Origin of the sequence: Bacteroides sp. AF39-11AC (genome assembly GCF_003474285.1) — a bacterium.
Classification (GTDB): Bacteria; Bacteroidota; Bacteroidia; order Bacteroidales; family Bacteroidaceae; genus Bacteroides.
Map to the genome: position 1 here is coordinate 58,761 of NZ_QROH01000012.1, position 16,736 is coordinate 75,496.

The window sequence follows — 16,736 nt, forward strand, 5'->3', positions numbered from 1 at the left end:
AGCTATTACTTCGCGAAAATAATATCTTTATGTTAATACATATCTTAAATCTGATAACGGATACACTTCCGGTATATAATGCTTGCTCACTATAACAGAGGGCGTCTTGCTTATTCTCTGTCTCCGACAATATACCTGTTGCTTCATCCACAAATCTTGCACCTCGGTTGTTATACTGTAATCATCCGCTTCTCTGATACATTTCGTTTCATACCATTCTTCCAAAAGTTGCATTGCCTTATCCCACCCATCCATGTAATAAGCTGCAATGACAATTTGCGCAATTCTTTCTCCCAACTTATCATTTGGGAATGTCAGAAATACCAATGATACAGGAATCCTTGAAGCTATCTCTTTCACATGATGATGAATCCGCGCACAATTCTTGCAATTGGGATTAGTCACTATCATCACCTCACTACCTCCTGCCGCCTGACTATGCAGCGTAATATCCGGACTTGCCATTTCCTCTATTTGAGGCTTTAGTGCCAGTAACATCTGAAAAGTTTCCGAATTAAACAGACTACCAAGATGTTTTTTTAGAGAGACTCTCTCCCTTTCTCTGCTCCAGATAGTTCTCATTTGTATTCCAAAAATCAAACAGATACATCCTATAGCAATAAATACAGCAAATGAAGAAAAAGAAAAACCTATATCAAAATAGTTTCTCAACATATAAAGAGCCACCGCATTACCCCATACCGCCAAGTTTACCAGCATGCAAAGCATGCACCCTCTATGAAGAATGAAAGCCTGACAAATAATGGAATATAAAGTGAATGCCGTTGCAACAACACAGCAAATGGCAGAAATCCCATAAAAATCATTCCAGCGGGTCAAAGAAAACAAAAAGAGAACAACAAAATAGAGCAAAGATAATTCCCCTAATCCTACACCTGCTATATTTGCTCCCTTAGAATGAAGCACTTCATTACAGTTCACCACCTTCCCTATATGGCAGAATGACTCCATGAATTGCTCATTCACCCGTTCTTTGTAGAAGATAGCGATAGAAGCAAGAATGCCAAAACTCAATGTACATAAATAGAGAACAAAAGCAGGCGATTGATTTTGAGAGAATGCAGTTTGCATCCCCAATATCAGGAGAAAAAGTACAGCGATGGCAAACTTATAACGCAGCAAATAGAAAATAATATTTTTCATTACATGGCAATGTTCATTCGAGGTCTTTTCTGTAGGCTCTCCGAATAAGACAGTACCCGTCCATCGCTGCAAAAACTTGTCCACCACCATACTATGCTTTTGTCCATCTCCATCGATGAATTCTACGATGGAATCGCTCTTTTTCGCCACTATACAAAATGGATTTTTGTCCACCTTAAGCATTGTGATGAAAGGAGATTCCAATTGCGAAAAATAATCGGATGACGGAAGCTGATATACTTCATTCTTTACATGAAGCACATCCAATGCATCACTGATACCTCGTATGCTATCTCCTAACGGAGTGTCGAGCAAACGATGCACAGTACTTCTGCTCACCTTTACAGATAGTAATCGTAAATAGTGATAGAGTACAACAGCGATATTATCAACTTCAGCCATGATCAGTTTATATAGAATATTATAAAGGGAAATATCCTTCTAACGTGATTTCATCAGAGACAAGTTCTATCATATAATCTCCTGCGTCTTTCCCGCTTAAGTCAATAGAAAAGCTTGTTGGATTAGTAAACAGCTCAGAATAAACTGTTTCTCCGGTAGTTTCACTAATAACATTGACCGCAACAGCAGAGAATACTGCTTGAAAGTCAACTGTTACCACCTTATTATATAAGTAAGCACACACAGATTGGAAAATAGCGCCACGAGTTTTAGGAACATTTTCCGGGCTCACATCACCAGTCTGTCCAGGTGGAGTTCTATCTTCATCCTTTTGCGTAAGCATTATCTCCGTATTACCAGAGATAAACTGGGCATTTGCAGAACCGGAAAAAACCAAAAACGAAAATAAAATAAACAATACCTTTTTCATATGCATCAGACTTTTGTTTTATAGTGGCTAAATTACGAAAGCCTGTGCAAACAAAGTGTGTCACAAGTGTGCCATCACTTATTTTTTTTGCAAAATCTCTTCAAATTCACAATTTCGCTCAGCACCCATCCGCTCAAGCAAGGCATTTTTCTTTCGATAGAGCGTTCTTCTGGAAAGGTGCAATAAGTATTCTAAATGGGAAAATGGAAACCCTGCCAAACTTAAACACACCAAATGAAGTTCCTCTTTAGACAATTGGTACTTTACGCAAAGATCCGTTATGGCATTATTCCACTGAATATCCATTCCGGCTACAAATTCCTGCCACTCCTGATTACTTATTTCTTCATCAGATTCATCTCTATCCTGATAATCCTTTATGATAGTCTGCATTTTTTCGTAGAGTGGTGAGTGCAGGAAAGCCTCCTTTGCTAAAGTTCCCCGCTTCAAAATCATCTCGCTCAGTTCTGCCTGCATTTTTTTTCTTTGTTCTTCATCAATTTGAAGTGAAGCTAATTCCTTTTTCAAATCTTCAATTTCCAAATCCTTTTCCGCTATATCAGCCTGCAAATTGGTAGAATGTTGGTTCAAATCCTGATTGACCTTTTCCAATTGTTGCTTGTCCTTTTGCAATAAATCATTTTTTCTTTGATATCGTTTATATAGAAAAAAAGTAACTACAACAATTATTACTACCACCGGTATATAGATATACAAGTATGCATTTAACAGATCATCATAATACAGTTTTTGAAACATTGTCTGCACATCAGTTTCCACTTCAATTATTTCATTGGCAACTACACTCCGGCGAAATCTATATAAGCTATCTTTATAGGCAGAACTGCTCCTCTCCAGTTCTATGGATAAAGCAGTATCTCCCTGAATCATTGCGATGTCCGCCAAACGCATATAAGCATCTACCTTTCTTCCATAATCTTTGCTTACCAAACTTTTATTTATATAGAAAATAGCAGAATCACACTGCCTACATTTATAATAAGCATCTCCTAAAATAAAAAAAGTGTGATAAGCCCGTGCCGTGTCTCTCCGCAAGGAAAGAGTCAGCTTTGCATAATACAAAGCCTTTTCTCCCTCATCCATCCGACTGTACAAATTACTGAGTGAAGCTGAAATATCAGCTTTCAGACCATTATTCCCCGCTCTATCTACTGCCGCAAAAGCATCAGATAATTTCTGCTCTGCAATAGGAAAATATTCCTCTCCTTTTGCTAAGACAATAGAACCTTGCCTGAACAAAGCTTCTGACCAAAGGGAAGTATCTTTCAACTCTTCAGCAATACCTTCCATCAACTGATAAATAGAATCTGCTTTTTCATTAAAATCCTGTATCATATAGATAAATCCTATATTATTGTACACCAATCCCAATTGTCTCTTTTCTTTAGCTCTTTCCGTCAAAGGTGCTGCAATAAGGAATTCTCTGAATGCTTCTGCCTGCCGATTCATATCCCTATACACACATCCCCAATAATAATGTGCCTTTGCCTGCATACGCACATCATTAGTTTTATCGTAATATGCCACAGCATAGCGTATCAACGAATCATCTGTCTGCACAATATAATTCTTATCCCTTGCCTGCGTCAACAATAACGCATAATAAGCACTATCAACCTGTGTAGCAAAATTCTCCATTGAAATGCCCCGTAAGATATTCAATGCACTGTCCGGCTGTGATTGCATAAGAGAATCCACTAATATCAACTGCTTGTTATCACTCTGTTGCTCACTGCAAGCTATCAGAAAAAAAATAATCGAAAGGAACATTAAAGTTATGTTGTTTTTCATTGTATCCGCCATATTATTATAGTTTGTAGCACAAAGATAGAACTTTCAAATTAATAATGTCAAACATCAGAAAATAAAAGAATAAAAGTTGAAAAAGAAAAAATTACCAATATTAACCCTCCCCGTACCAACTCCGTATCTGGTCCACACCAACTCCACACCAACTCCAATCTCCAAATCCTCGTATAGATACGGAGATGACACGGAGTTGGTAAGAATCAGAAGAAAAATTGACCAAAACCGGATAAATACTAAATCAAGAATAATCTATCCTTTAGCAAGCACATTTGAAACCCAACACACCATACATATCAAATAAGAATCATCTAAAAAATCATAAAATCAAATATAACATACTGATTACAAACAAATTATAAATTTAAAAAGAAATTCATGAAGACTTTTGCCCAAAATTGAAGGCCCAAAAAGAAATTTTCCCATACCTTTGCCAACGCAACGAAAACAAAACACCGTTGCATACTGAACAACACGACGGAGATTGCTGCAGAAGTCTTTTAGCAAGTTCACACAGAAAAATTAATTATTTAAAACACAAAAAAGAAAAATTATGGGAACAATTAAGCAAGGAATCCTCGGAGGATTCTCAGGAAAAGTAGGAACAGTAGTAGGAAGCACATGGAAATCAGTACACTACATGAGAGCATTGGCAATAAACATCAGTAATCCACGCACAGAAAAGCAGCAGGACCAACGATCTAAATTTGCAACAACTATCAATTTTGTAAAGACTATGACACCTTTCATTCGTTTTGGGTATAAAGAGTATTCCAGACAGCAATCGACATTCAATGCAGCTGTATCATATATTCTGAAACATGCAACGAAGAATGATGGAGAAAATGTATCGATTGATTACAACAAAGCTCTGGTGACACGCGGCAGTCTGATGCCCGCATTGGATGCTACAGTAACAGTAAGCGACAGTAAGGCCGCCTTTGTCTGGACAGACAATAGCGGAATGGGGGATGCAACCACCAAAGACGCAGCCATGCTACTGGCATACAACAAGGATAGAGGGATGGCCGTTTACGACATAGCGGCAGCCACACGCGCCGATACCAAAGCAGAGCTGAAGCTCCCCGCCAACTGGAACGACGATGCACTGGCCGTTTACCTCGGTTTTTGCAATGAAGATGTTACAAATGTCTCTAACAGCGTATGCCTGCAGGACACTCCGGCAAATGGAGGTTCCGAAGGTGGCGGCTCAGGCGATGGAGGCATAGAAGACGATCCGTTGGGATAAACTGACGGCAAGTAACCGGAACTGAAAAAGAGAAGGGAAGTTGAACGGGGATAAATTCTCTGGCAGCTTCCCTCTTTTATTGAAAAATAAGTTACGAAAGCTACATTTTCAATGAAAGCGTTATCTATAAAACACGTTTTTCTGAATAAAACGTGTTTTATAAAAAACATTTTCTACCTTTGCTTCTACAAAATTGTATCATTATGGAAATAACAGACATTTATATCAATTCATCACGTTTGGTCAATTCAGTTAGTTTGTCTCATATCCGCTATCTATATGACACCATAGATTGGTCATCACGAATGATTTGTGTAAAAGGTGCACGTGGCGTAGGAAAAACAACTTTAATGTTACAACGCATCAAAAAAGTATTTTCAAAAAGCGAACAAGCCATCTATATCTCTCTGGATGATTTATGGTTTACCGAACACCGACTTATAGATTTAGCAGAATACCACATCCTTCATGGTGGAACGCATTTGTTTGTTGATGAAGTGCATCGCTATCCATACAATAATTGGATACAAGAATTGAAAAATATATACGACCGCTATCCTGAATTGCATATCATCTTCACAGGATCATCCTTGTTACAAATAGATTTTTCCATAGCAGATCTTTCTCGCAGATGCATATTCTATACACTACAAGGACTTTCATTCAGGGAATTCATTAAATTTGAAGACAAAGGAAATTTCCCATCCCTGACACTGGAAGATATACTGAAAGGGCATATAGACATCAGTGCCAACATCGTGTCAAAAGTTACCATAATTCCACTGTTCGAAGAGTATCTGCGGCATGGCTATTATCCTTTTTATAAAGAAGCACCGGCTTCCTATCCGCTCCGTTTACAGCAGGTTATCACTACAATCCTTGAAAACGACTTACCGGCAGTAGAAAAAGTGGAATATGTTTCTATCAGGAAAATGAAACGGCTGCTGGTGATTGTTTCACAAATGGTCCCGTTCACTCCCAATATGACTAAGGTAGGAGAAAGTATAGAAACGACCCGCCAGTCGGTAGCACGTATGTTTCAGATACTGGAACGGGCTGCATTGCTCATCATGCTCTATTCCGGCAAGAGCAATATGCAACAACTTGCCAAACCGGAAAAGGTATATTTGGAAAATACCAATCTGATGTATGCGCTCTCTGCAGCTTCCGATATCGGAAACGTCCGGGAGACTTTTTTTGCCAATCAATTGAAATCACGCCACGAAATAGCTTTCTCGGGACAAGGAGATTTTCGGATAGACGATACTTATACATTTGAAGTGGGAGGCAAAACAAAGACCTTTGAACAAATAAAAGACCTGCCCGACAGTTATCTGGCAATAGATGATGTAGAATATGGAACAGGAAAACGAATACCTCTCTGGTTATTTGGATTTTTATACTAAACAGCAATAGGGAAATTTTCTTTTCACTCGTGCACCCGAGCTTGTCAGGACACGAGTGAAAAGATTATATATCAAGCAAATATATTCTAAGCGATTACTTCACCTCTTCTCCCTTCAGCGTTGCGGAACTGGCTTCGGTAATCTTTACCGTTACAAAATCACCAATACGGTGTGTACCACGGTCGAATACTACCACCCGATTTTGCTCCGTACGTCCTACAAGCTGTTCGCGGGAACGTTTGGAAACTCCTTCTACCAAGACTTCATAAGTCTTGCCGATGCAACGGGCATTAGACTCGGCAGAAAGACGATTCTGCAAGGCAATAATCTCATTCAACCGGCGTATCTTCACTTCTTCGGGCACATCATCCGGCAAATGCTTGGAAGCGTACGTACCCGGACGCTCGGAGTATTTAAACATGAAAGCCGAATCATAACCACATACTTCCATCAGGGAAAGGGAAAGCTGGTGATCTTCCTCCGTTTCGGAATGGAAACCGGAAAATATATCTGTGGACAAGCCACAATCGGGGATGATACGATGAATAGCATCTACGCGGTCCAAATACCACTCACGGGTATACTTGCGATTCATCAGCTTTAAGACGCGGGAACTTCCACTCTGCACCGGCAGGTGGATATGCTTGCACACATTGGGAACTTGTGCAATAACTTCCAGCGTTTCGTCACTCATATCTTTAGGGTGCGAAGTAGTGAAACGGACACGTACTCCCGGCGCAGCCTCGGCTACAGTACGGAGCAACATAGGGAAAGATACAACCTCTCCATCCGGTTTCTCAAAACGGTAGGAATTTACGTTTTGCCCCAATAGGGTGACTTCCTTATAGCCTTTAGCCACGAGGTCGGACACTTCGTTAAGGATGCTTTCCACATCACGACTACGCTCCCGCCCACGGGTATAGGGAACGATACAATACGTACAGAAGTTATTACATCCACGCATGATGGACACAAAACCAGAAATATGGTTTCCACAAATACGCGAAGGGATCACATCCCGGTAAGTTTCGGTAGTAGAAAGCTCCACATTGATAGCTTTCTCGCCTGCCTCTACAGCTGCAACCAGATCAGGAAGAGTGAGATAAGCATCAGGCCCTACCACCAAGTCGACGTGATGATTCGTTATCAAATCATCCTTTACCCGCTCGGCCATGCACCCCAATACTCCCACTATCAGATTGCGTTTCTTCTTCTTAAGCGAATAGAAAAATTCCAAACGATTCAGGATTTTCTGTTCGGCATTGTCACGGATGGAACAAGTATTCATAAACACCGCATCCGCTTCTTCCAACGTATCTGCCGTTGAGTATCCCGCCATCTGCATCACAGAGGCAATTACTTCACTGTCTGCCACATTCATCTGGCAGCCATAGGTTTCGATGAACAACTTCTTGTTGTCATCAGCAGTTGCAGATTTAAAGTCTGCTCCCGTTACATTTTCCATAATTTCTTTTTTTATTTCGACTGCAAAGATACGCCTTCGACACTAATTTACAGATGAAATGAGGAAAAATAACACTCAATAGTTAGAAAATGAGGCATTTCTGATAATTAATGTTAAGAGACTAAACATTTTCGAGGTAGATGTTTGGCGTAAAGCGATTTATTTCACAAATTTGCGTAATGAAAGAAACATTAGATTTTTTCATAGTTAAGGTTTAGGTTAAAAAAAATAAGGGGAGCTGTGAAGCTGCCCTTTTTTCATGTCCAAAAATAGGCTGTAATTCAGATAATTTAGTTACCTTTGGCGATGAAAAACTTAAATGAGTATGGATGGCATATTACAGTTTCTGCTAATCGCAGGCATAATCGTTATCGGAATTGCCAAGCAATTCAAGAAAGAAGCAAAAAAGAACGCTGACAACAGTCCTGCTATACCCATGCCGGATACGGATTTTGACGATGACGCACTGCCCATTCCCGAAAGTTGGGAAAAGACTTATGGCGGATATATCCCCGAAGGTCCCCAACCGGACCCGAAACCCGTTTCCACAGCTAAAGAAGAATACCAATTCTCTGCTTCAAAACATATTTTTGGGGGAGATTCTATAAATACACCTCCCAAATCTGTCACAGTTCCACCGAAACAGAAGATTTCTCCTCCTCCATCCATACAACAAAAGCCTGAAACTGATTCCGAATATGCGATTCATTCGGCAGAAGAGGCACGGAAAGCTATTATTTGGTCGGAAATACTACAACGAAAGTATTGATAAGTGAAGAGTTGAGCATTAAGAGTGAAGAGTTGAGGGTAATTCTTCCGATAACTTACGAATTTTCACATAGGAAAAATAACTAAATACATTATGGCATTCAATTACATCTCGGCAGCAGAAGCTGCAAGCCTGATTAAACATGGCTACAACATCGGCTTGAGCGGATTCACTCCCGCAGGAACAGCCAAAGCCGTTACGGCTGAATTAGCAAAAATCGCGGAAGCAGAACATGCAAAAGGAAATCCCTTTCAGATAGGCATTTTTACCGGTGCTTCTACGGGTGACTCTTGCGACGGCGTACTTTCACGTGCCAAAGCTATCCGCTACCGTGCTCCTTACACAACCAATTCTGATTTCCGTAAAGCAGTGAACAGCGGAGAAATCGCTTATAACGACATCCACTTGTCACAGATGGCACAAGAAGTTCGTTACGGTTTCATGGGCAAAGTAAACATTGCCATCATCGAAGCTTGCGAAGTGACTCCCGATGGTAAAATCTACCTGACTGCAGCCGGTGGTATCGCTCCTACAGTTTGCCGCCTTGCCGACCAGATCATCGTGGAACTGAATGCTGCTCACAGCAAGAATGCTATGGGGCTGCACGATGTATACGAACCGCTTGATCCGCCTTACCGTCGTGAAATTCCTATCTACAAACCGAGCGATCGCATCGGTCAGCCATATATTCAGGTAGACCCGAAAAAGATTGTAGGTATAGTAGAAACCAACTGGCCGGATGAAGCACGCGGTTTTGCCGAAGCTGATCCGTTGACAGATAAAATCGGACAAAATGTAGCCGACTTCTTGGCTGCGGACATGAAACGTGGTATCATCCCGTCAACATTCTTACCGCTGCAATCCGGTGTAGGTAACATTGCCAACGCTGTGCTCGGTGCATTGGGACGCGATAAAACGATTCCGGCATTTGAGATGTACACAGAAGTGATTCAGAACTCCGTAATCGGACTGATCCGCGACGGTCGTGTAAAATTCGGTAGCGCTTGTTCACTAACTGTAACCAACGATTGTCTGCAAGGTATTTATGATGATATGGATTTCTTCCGCGACAAACTGGTACTCCGCCCGTCGGAAATCTCCAACAGTCCGGAAGTGGTTCGTCGCTTAGGTGTCATTTCCATCAATACCGCTATTGAAGCAGACCTTTACGGAAACGTAAACTCTACACATATCGGTGGTACGAAAATGATGAATGGTATCGGTGGTTCGGGCGATTTTACACGAAATGCTTATATCTCTATTTTCACGTGTCCTTCTGTTGCTAAAGAAGGTAAAATCAGCGCTATCGTTCCGATGGTATCGCATGCCGACCACAGCGAACACGATGTAAATATCATCATCACCGAACAGGGTGTTGCCGACCTGCGCGGCAAGAGTCCGAAAGAACGCGCACAGACCATTATCGAGAATTGCGTACACCCCGACTATAAAAATATTCTATGGGATTACCTGAAATTGACCGATGGTAAAGCCCAGACTCCCCATGCCCTCCGTGCTGCATTAGGAATGCATGCTGAACTGGCTAAAAGTGGAGATATGAAAAACATAGACTGGGCACAGTACAAGTAAGCTACGAGCTATAAGAAACGAGCTATAAGAGGTTTGCAATGTTACAACGTAGCCACGTAGCTCGTTTTTCCGGGATATTCAGTAAATGCCCCCAAAAAAATAATCAATGGCATGTGTAAATGACTATTTTTTCGTTTCACATGCCATTTTCATTATCCTTTCTTCCTTGGATGTTCCAAATAGCTCCGTATGGGCATGAGGTTTCGGGTCCCCCATAGGCTTGCTCCATTTTAGAATATAGCTTCATGTCACGCAGCTTTAGCCTGTCTGTTTTTGATTTTATAACATTTTCTGAGTATCCCTACTTATACTGCCTAACGTATATTAATCCCATAGAAAGAACTTGAGGTAGTAACAAAAAGCATATTCTTCTGTTTTCCACCGATTGCCAAGGAGATAGGACGTTCCTCCATCTGTATACGTCTCTGCTCTTTACCATATTTGTCATAGACGAATATTTCCCCATCAGCAACATAAACATTTCCGTCAGCATCAGTCACATTACTGTATTGACCATATGGGCATACAACTCCTTGCTCTGTCAAGCTACCATCCTGACCAACGGAAAGTTGTACTGTCGTTTTATTCATCTCATTCACAATATAAACCGGTTCGTGTTGACCGGGAACTGTAATAGTTAAAGCACAAGAGCGTCCCAAATCATAGGTCTCTGGAATAATTGTCACACCATCAGGAGCAATGAAACTATACTCGGGCATACTAGCTACTATCTTGTTAAAATCACTCCGCCAACGACTGGAAGGATGGATGACCCGCTCTATCCGCTTCACATCGGCCGTAATAACACGCGCCATCGGTTTCATGCTGGCATCCGCCTGATTTGGATTGAAAGAATATCCCAAAGCACTCCATCCGCTATTACCCCAACCACTGTACATCGGGTTATCATCCGGCAGACGGGAAACCGTTTCTTGCTGCCCGTTCACCAAATAGCCAGGCTGTGGGTCGTAGCGAAAAATCACCAACAGATTATCTTGTGTATCCGTAGCCAATGTGAAAGGTTTCCATGGATAATCCGCTATCAAGGTGATTTGCTCCGTATCTGCCGACCATTTATAGATTTTTTTCAGACGATTCTCGCAGAAGTAAACGTTCCCCCGACTGTCGGCAGTTGCTCCAGTGGCAAGTTCAAAGCCAGAGGCCAACTTTACCGGCTTGTCAATAACGCTGACAAAAGGACGGTAACCCCTTTCTTTGCCCGAAATAGTAAGACGGGCAAAATCCCAGGAGTAGACCGGTAATGCCTTATTCACATCATATACCGGAAATTCAATAACCGGTAACACTTGCGTATAGTTGTGCATATTGCGAAAAACAATATTCTCGCAATTCCAAATGCGAAAGCCTATTTCTTTCGGCATAAAAGCACGGATAACACGATACATCCATACGTTTATCATCTCGATATTCTTACAGCCCGACATCTCCGCCATATGGCAATCTACCCCTTCACGACCTTCTTCTTCAAACTGAAAAGCATAAATCTTCCAATTGGATACATTATGAAAACGGGCTTCGGTACGCATGTGGTGTTCCAAGGACATGGCATAGATGCGTCCCGGTGTCTCCGTCTCACTGATATACAATCCGGCAGCAGCATACGTACTTGCCGTCCAGATATCCTTAAGAGTACCACCCCCATTGTTGGTCACCCACAAACTCCAATACTGGTTGTCCCAGGCAAGATCCCTACCGGTTTCCATAACGGGAGAGGTAGGAGAACTGATACGACGTTCACCACTCCGGTAAGACTGTTGGCCCGGAGCACTCGGAACGGGTTTCCGCAAGGTGCCATGACCTCCTACAAACTTAACATCATTCAGATAAGAGCGTTCACCCGCCATCCACTTACAACCCACAGCACGGTAGTTGTATGCACCGGTGCTTATACCTATACCATTCAAGATATCATCACCGCCTTCAGAAGACTCTACCAAAGGAACGGGAGTACCGAAACCACTGAATGCAGGCTCACTTTCTTTTAAAAGCAACTGGGTACCGAAAGGATGCATCCCTATAAGCTTGGTTCCAGGCAGCAGCTTCAAAGTTCGTGTCAGACGATACCAGCCTTGAGGAATATAAATGTTTTTATATAGGGAGATAGCCTTTTCAAAAACATCCGTATCATCTGTCTCTCCATCACCTTTCGCACCCAACTCACGGATATTCACCCAAGTTTCCATAGCAGGTAGAGTAGGCAGGTCCTTATGAAGCGCAGCCGGAATACTTGATACGGGTTCTATCTCGCAAATTTCCTGAAAGGAGGAAACGGAATTCAAGTCCTGATAGACCAAGCCGTAAGTAAACTCCTTTACTCTATATAGTTTCGACTCGCCAATGATTTTCTTTTCGTTTTGGGTATAGTCCACCAGTACGGGAACATTCTTACAGTCAACATTCACCAGATTCAGTTGCGAAAAAGTATTCCCTACTACACTTACCTTGACGCCTGCTTCGGAAACATTCTCCCACAGAGAGTTCTCCACATGGAGACGGTCTGCCAAGTTCTCTGCCATTTCAAAAGCTACGGGAGTATTCTTCACATGCATGTTGACAATGGCAAAACCTACCTCCTTTGAATAGACAGCCGCTTTTTTCTGTCCCTCAAAGTAGGTGTCAACCATCATCATGGGCCATCCAGGAGAAGTCCTTGAAGAAATGATACCATATTCACCACCATAAAATCTGACGTCTTCCAACTCATTGCCCACATCATAGATACCTGCCTTTCCATCCCCTATCCTAATATCACAATGATTGATGAATCCATGCTGGGCAAAATGAGCACGGATGGCAATGGCTTGTGGATTACCTTTTGCAATGTGGAAATCCACATTGGACACTGCACTGTAAAAAGTACCGGCATTGGCATCTGAAGGTTCACGCCCCTCCTGCGCCAGTCCACCGGTGAACCATACCATATAGTTCCGGATAGTTTGAAAACCAGGAGTACCGGCTCCTAAATATATCACCGGACGTTTTTTCCCATATCCAATCAAACGGACAGAGGAAGGTATCTGTACTGTTCTGCTGATACGGTATTTACCTTCAGGCAAAAACAGTATCCCAAAGTTCTTTTCACGCTTTACCCTATTGATGGCCTCCTGAAGTGCATCGGTCACATCCGACTTTCCATCCGCCTTAAAGCCATAGTTCTCCGGAGTGAAATAAAATGCCTCCGGATCATCCGGTCGTTGGGTATAAACGGAATGACCACTTGCTGCCCAACCTACCGGTATGCTACTGGCAATCAAACAGATTGCCAACAGAAATCTGATTGTCTGGAAATATTTCATCGTCTTTGCTATTTAATACGCACACCAAAGAATTTAGAACGGCCCGTAATGAACAATGTATTGCCATCCTTACCGCCGAACTGTAATGTAGAAGGACGTTCAGGAACACGAATCATTCCTTTCTTCTTGCCTTCCTCATCAAAAATATAAATTTCCCCATCCGCCACATAGAGGTTTCCTTCCTTATCTACCGCCGAGCCAAATTCCCCCTGCTCCACAAAGTACTTCAGGTTGGAAAGTGTACCGTCATTGGCAACATCTATCTTCACCATTCTGCGGTCATACTCATCGGATGTATAGAAAGGTTTACCGGGGTAAGCCTCCAGCAAAGAAGAGCTACGTGACAAATCGAAGTAATGAGGTATGATGGTTCTGCCATCCGGTGCTAAGAAACACAGCTCGGGTACATATACAGATACTTCATTAAAATCATGGAAGTCTCTCCAACGGTTGGAAGGATACAACGCCTTATAGACATTCTTTACTTGTCCCATCGGGACAAGTGGCAGCAATTTGATAGTTTCTTCCGGATTTTCAGGGTCAATGGAATAGACTTTCATGGTATAAGCAGAATTGCCATATCCACTGAACGAGGTACCTTTAGTATCAGGCATTACCGGCATCTGTTCAGGTTTCCCATCAATCAGATAGCCTGGCTGAGCATCATAACGGAACAAAACCAAAAGATTGTCTTCAGAATCAACTGCCAGATTGGAGGGTTTCCATGGAAAATCGGCCAACAATGACAAACTGTTCGTCTCTACAGACCACTTAAAAATACGACGCATCCGGTGGTCACAGAAATAAATATTTCCTTTACTGTCACGTGCAATACCTTCGGCAAATTCAAAATCGGAAGCCAATCGGTTCACTTTACCTATCTCATTGTCCAACGGCTGCTTGTGCGGCTCCTTGCCCGTCACAATCAAGCGGGAAAGTTCCCACGGACGGATATCAATATCCTTGTTCACATCAAAGACTGCAATATTATTGGTATATTTTATCTGAGAATAGTTGTGCAAGTTCAAGAATGCAATATTTTCACAATTACGAATGCGAACAGAACTGTGGTAAGGTTCATTGATACGGATTACACGAAACATATACAAGTTTGCAAATGTCATATCTTTACAGTCATCCATCTCGATAGGTTGGCATTGTATGCTTTCCACAGACTCTTCTTCGGTCTGCATGCAATAAACTTTCCAATTTGCCACTTTATTGAAACGTACTTCATTCCTTACATGATGTTCGATGGACATGGCATAGATACGTCCTGGAGTGGACGTGTTCTGCGCATAGAACCCACTGGTGGCGTATGTGCTTGCTGTCCAGATGTCTTTAAAAGTTCCACCGCCATTGTTGGTGACCCACAGACTCCAGTACTGATTGTCCCATGCAAAATCCATACCGGATTCCCTAACCGGATTGTCCGGTGTACTAACACGTGCAGGACGTCCCCACCAACCTCTCGGAGCCTCTACCCCAGGTTTGGGTTTCCACATGCCTCCATGTCCGCCTACAAACTTCACATCGTTGATATATGAATCTGCATTTGCCATCCACTTCACACCTACAGCGCGATAGTTATAGCCACCGGTATTGATGCCAATGCCCGTCAGCATATTCGCACCGCCTTCCGAAGATTCCACCATCGCTTTCGGACCGCCAAAGCCGCTAAACGCAGCAGTACTCTCACTCAGCCGGAATTGCGTGCCAAAAGGATGCAAACCTATTAACTTGGTATTGGGTTTCATCTTCAATGTTTCGGTGATACGATACCAACCCTGCGGTACATAGATATGATCATACTTATTGATGGCCTCTTGGATAACCTTCGTATCATCCGTCTCTCCGTCTCCCTTTGCTCCCAGTTCACGAAGGTTGACCCATGTTGCCATTGCAGGCAAAGCAGGGATGTCCATCAGTTGGGCTGCCGGCATCTTCTGCATCGGCTCAACATCGACCAGTGTTTCATATTCCGGCATGTCCAGCATATTGTCCATCTGTAAACCGTGGTCGTATGATTTCACTTTATAGATTTTATGAGAGACATTTGTGACTGTATTACTACGGGTATATTTTGCCAATGCCGGCACATTCTTGCAATATACATTGCGGAAAGTAATCTGATTGTTGCTGTTGTTCTCGTTGGTGATTACCACCGCCGGACCGCTTACGTTCTCAAAACAGCTGTTTTCCAGAAACAGTTTGTCGCAATAATTAGGATCAATGTCAAATACAGTCGGCACATTCTTGGCATACAGGTTCACCATTGCCAAACCGGATTCCTGACAACGAAGTGCTGCTATACGCTGTCCCTCAAAATAAGAATCAACCATCATTACCGGCCATCCCGGAGAAGATTTAGTGGTATAGATACCATAATCGCCTCCATAGAAAGCCACATTTTCCATTTCATTACCGACATCGAACAATCCGGCTTTGCCCTTACCTATGTATACTGCAATGTAACTAATAAAACAATGTTGTGCATAATGGGTACGCAACGCAACAGCATGCGGATTGCCGTCTTCTATCCGAAGATTAATATTGGACATCGCGCTATAAAATGTACCGGCATTGGCATCACGGGGAGCTGCCCCTTCTTCTACCACTCCACCGGTAAACCAAAACATATATTTCGCTTTTCCCTTATCCGCAGAGGCTTCTTCTTGAAATCCCGGCGAATTCTTGGCAAGAATAAATTCCGGACGTTTTTCCCCATACCCAATCAGGCGAATGGCACCGGGTATATAGATAGTCTTACTGATTTTATATTTTCCTTCGGGAATAAAAAGAATACCAAAGTTCTTTTCCTTCTTCACTTGATTAATCGCTGCCTGCAAGGCATCCGATACATCCATCTTGCCATCTGCCTTTATCGGATAGTTCTCGGGGGTAAAATAAAATGCTTCGGGATCATTGGGTTTCAAAGGATAGATAGAGTTCAGCTCTACCGCATAAAGTTGCCCACAAAATGCTACCAATAACAGCATCCACAAAAGGTTTCTCAGCTTTTTCATAATAAAACTATTATCAAATTAATTATTACAATAAAGGCGCTCTGTTCTTCCAACGGACAGAACGCCTTCTTTTATTAAAACATAAAAAATT

The 16,736-nt window shown here is 42.2% G+C and carries 10 protein-coding genes; 4 read left to right on the forward strand and 6 right to left on the reverse strand.

Annotated elements, in window-relative coordinates; translation table 11 throughout:
• Nucleotides 1-27 precede the first annotated feature (27 nt).
• The 3 genes from DW036_RS22540 to DW036_RS22550 form a co-directional block, all read right to left on the reverse strand.
• Nucleotides 28-1,566 (reverse strand): vitamin K epoxide reductase family protein, encoded by a 1,539-nt coding sequence (locus DW036_RS22540; RefSeq protein WP_118466291.1) that lies wholly within the window; start codon nt 1,564-1,566, stop codon nt 28-30.
• Nucleotides 1,567-1,585: 19 nt separating this feature from the next.
• Nucleotides 1,586-1,996 carry a DUF3244 domain-containing protein gene (locus DW036_RS22545; RefSeq protein WP_118466353.1) on the reverse strand — a complete coding sequence of 137 codons (411 nt, stop codon included), beginning with the start codon at nt 1,994-1,996 and terminating at the stop codon, nt 1,586-1,588.
• 78 nt (nt 1,997-2,074) lie between these two features.
• Nucleotides 2,075-3,808, reverse strand: coding sequence for a hypothetical protein (locus tag DW036_RS22550; protein WP_187374668.1), 1,734 nt, complete (start codon nt 3,806-3,808; stop codon nt 2,075-2,077).
• Nucleotides 3,809-4,376: 568 nt separating this feature from the next.
• Between DW036_RS22550 and DW036_RS22555 the strand changes: the two genes are divergently transcribed.
• Both DW036_RS22555 and DW036_RS22560 read left to right on the forward strand, forming a co-directional pair.
• Nucleotides 4,377-5,072 carry a DUF6266 family protein gene (locus tag DW036_RS22555; protein ID WP_118466292.1) on the forward strand — a complete coding sequence of 232 codons (696 nt, stop codon included), beginning with the start codon at nt 4,377-4,379 and terminating at the stop codon, nt 5,070-5,072.
• Nucleotides 5,073-5,275: 203 nt separating this feature from the next.
• Nucleotides 5,276-6,478, forward strand: a complete 1,203-nt coding sequence (locus DW036_RS22560; RefSeq protein WP_022393150.1) for an ATP-binding protein — start codon at nt 5,276-5,278, stop codon at nt 6,476-6,478.
• A 94-nt stretch (nt 6,479-6,572) separates the two neighbouring features.
• Here DW036_RS22560 and miaB read toward each other — a convergent pair whose 3' ends face one another.
• A complete protein-coding gene (miaB, locus tag DW036_RS22565) occupies nt 6,573-7,943 on the reverse strand; it encodes a tRNA (N6-isopentenyl adenosine(37)-C2)-methylthiotransferase MiaB (protein WP_118466293.1) in 1,371 nt (456 codons plus the stop codon).
• A gap of 325 nt (nt 7,944-8,268) precedes the next feature.
• Here miaB and DW036_RS22570 point away from each other — a divergent pair, with 325 nt between their 5' ends.
• Both DW036_RS22570 and DW036_RS22575 read left to right on the forward strand, forming a co-directional pair.
• The gene (locus DW036_RS22570; protein WP_118466355.1) at nt 8,269-8,712 is read left to right on the forward strand and encodes a hypothetical protein; all 444 of its coding nucleotides are present in this window, start codon (nt 8,269-8,271) and stop codon (nt 8,710-8,712) included.
• Between the two features lie 93 nt (nt 8,713-8,805).
• Entirely contained in the window at nt 8,806-10,302 is a 1,497-nt protein-coding gene (locus DW036_RS22575) for an acetyl-CoA hydrolase/transferase family protein (protein WP_118466294.1), read from the forward strand.
• 314 nt (nt 10,303-10,616) lie between these two features.
• Here the strand turns inward: DW036_RS22575 and DW036_RS22580 are convergent, their stop codons facing one another.
• Together DW036_RS22580 and DW036_RS22585 are read right to left on the reverse strand one after the other, a co-directional pair.
• Entirely contained in the window at nt 10,617-13,619 is a 3,003-nt protein-coding gene (locus DW036_RS22580) for a glycoside hydrolase family 55 protein (protein WP_118466295.1), read from the reverse strand.
• An 8-nt stretch (nt 13,620-13,627) separates the two neighbouring features.
• Nucleotides 13,628-16,645: a glycosyl hydrolase family 28-related protein gene (locus tag DW036_RS22585; protein ID WP_118466296.1), complete on the reverse strand. Its 3,018-nt coding sequence runs from the start codon at nt 16,643-16,645 to the stop codon at nt 13,628-13,630.
• Nucleotides 16,646-16,736 lie beyond the last annotated feature (91 nt).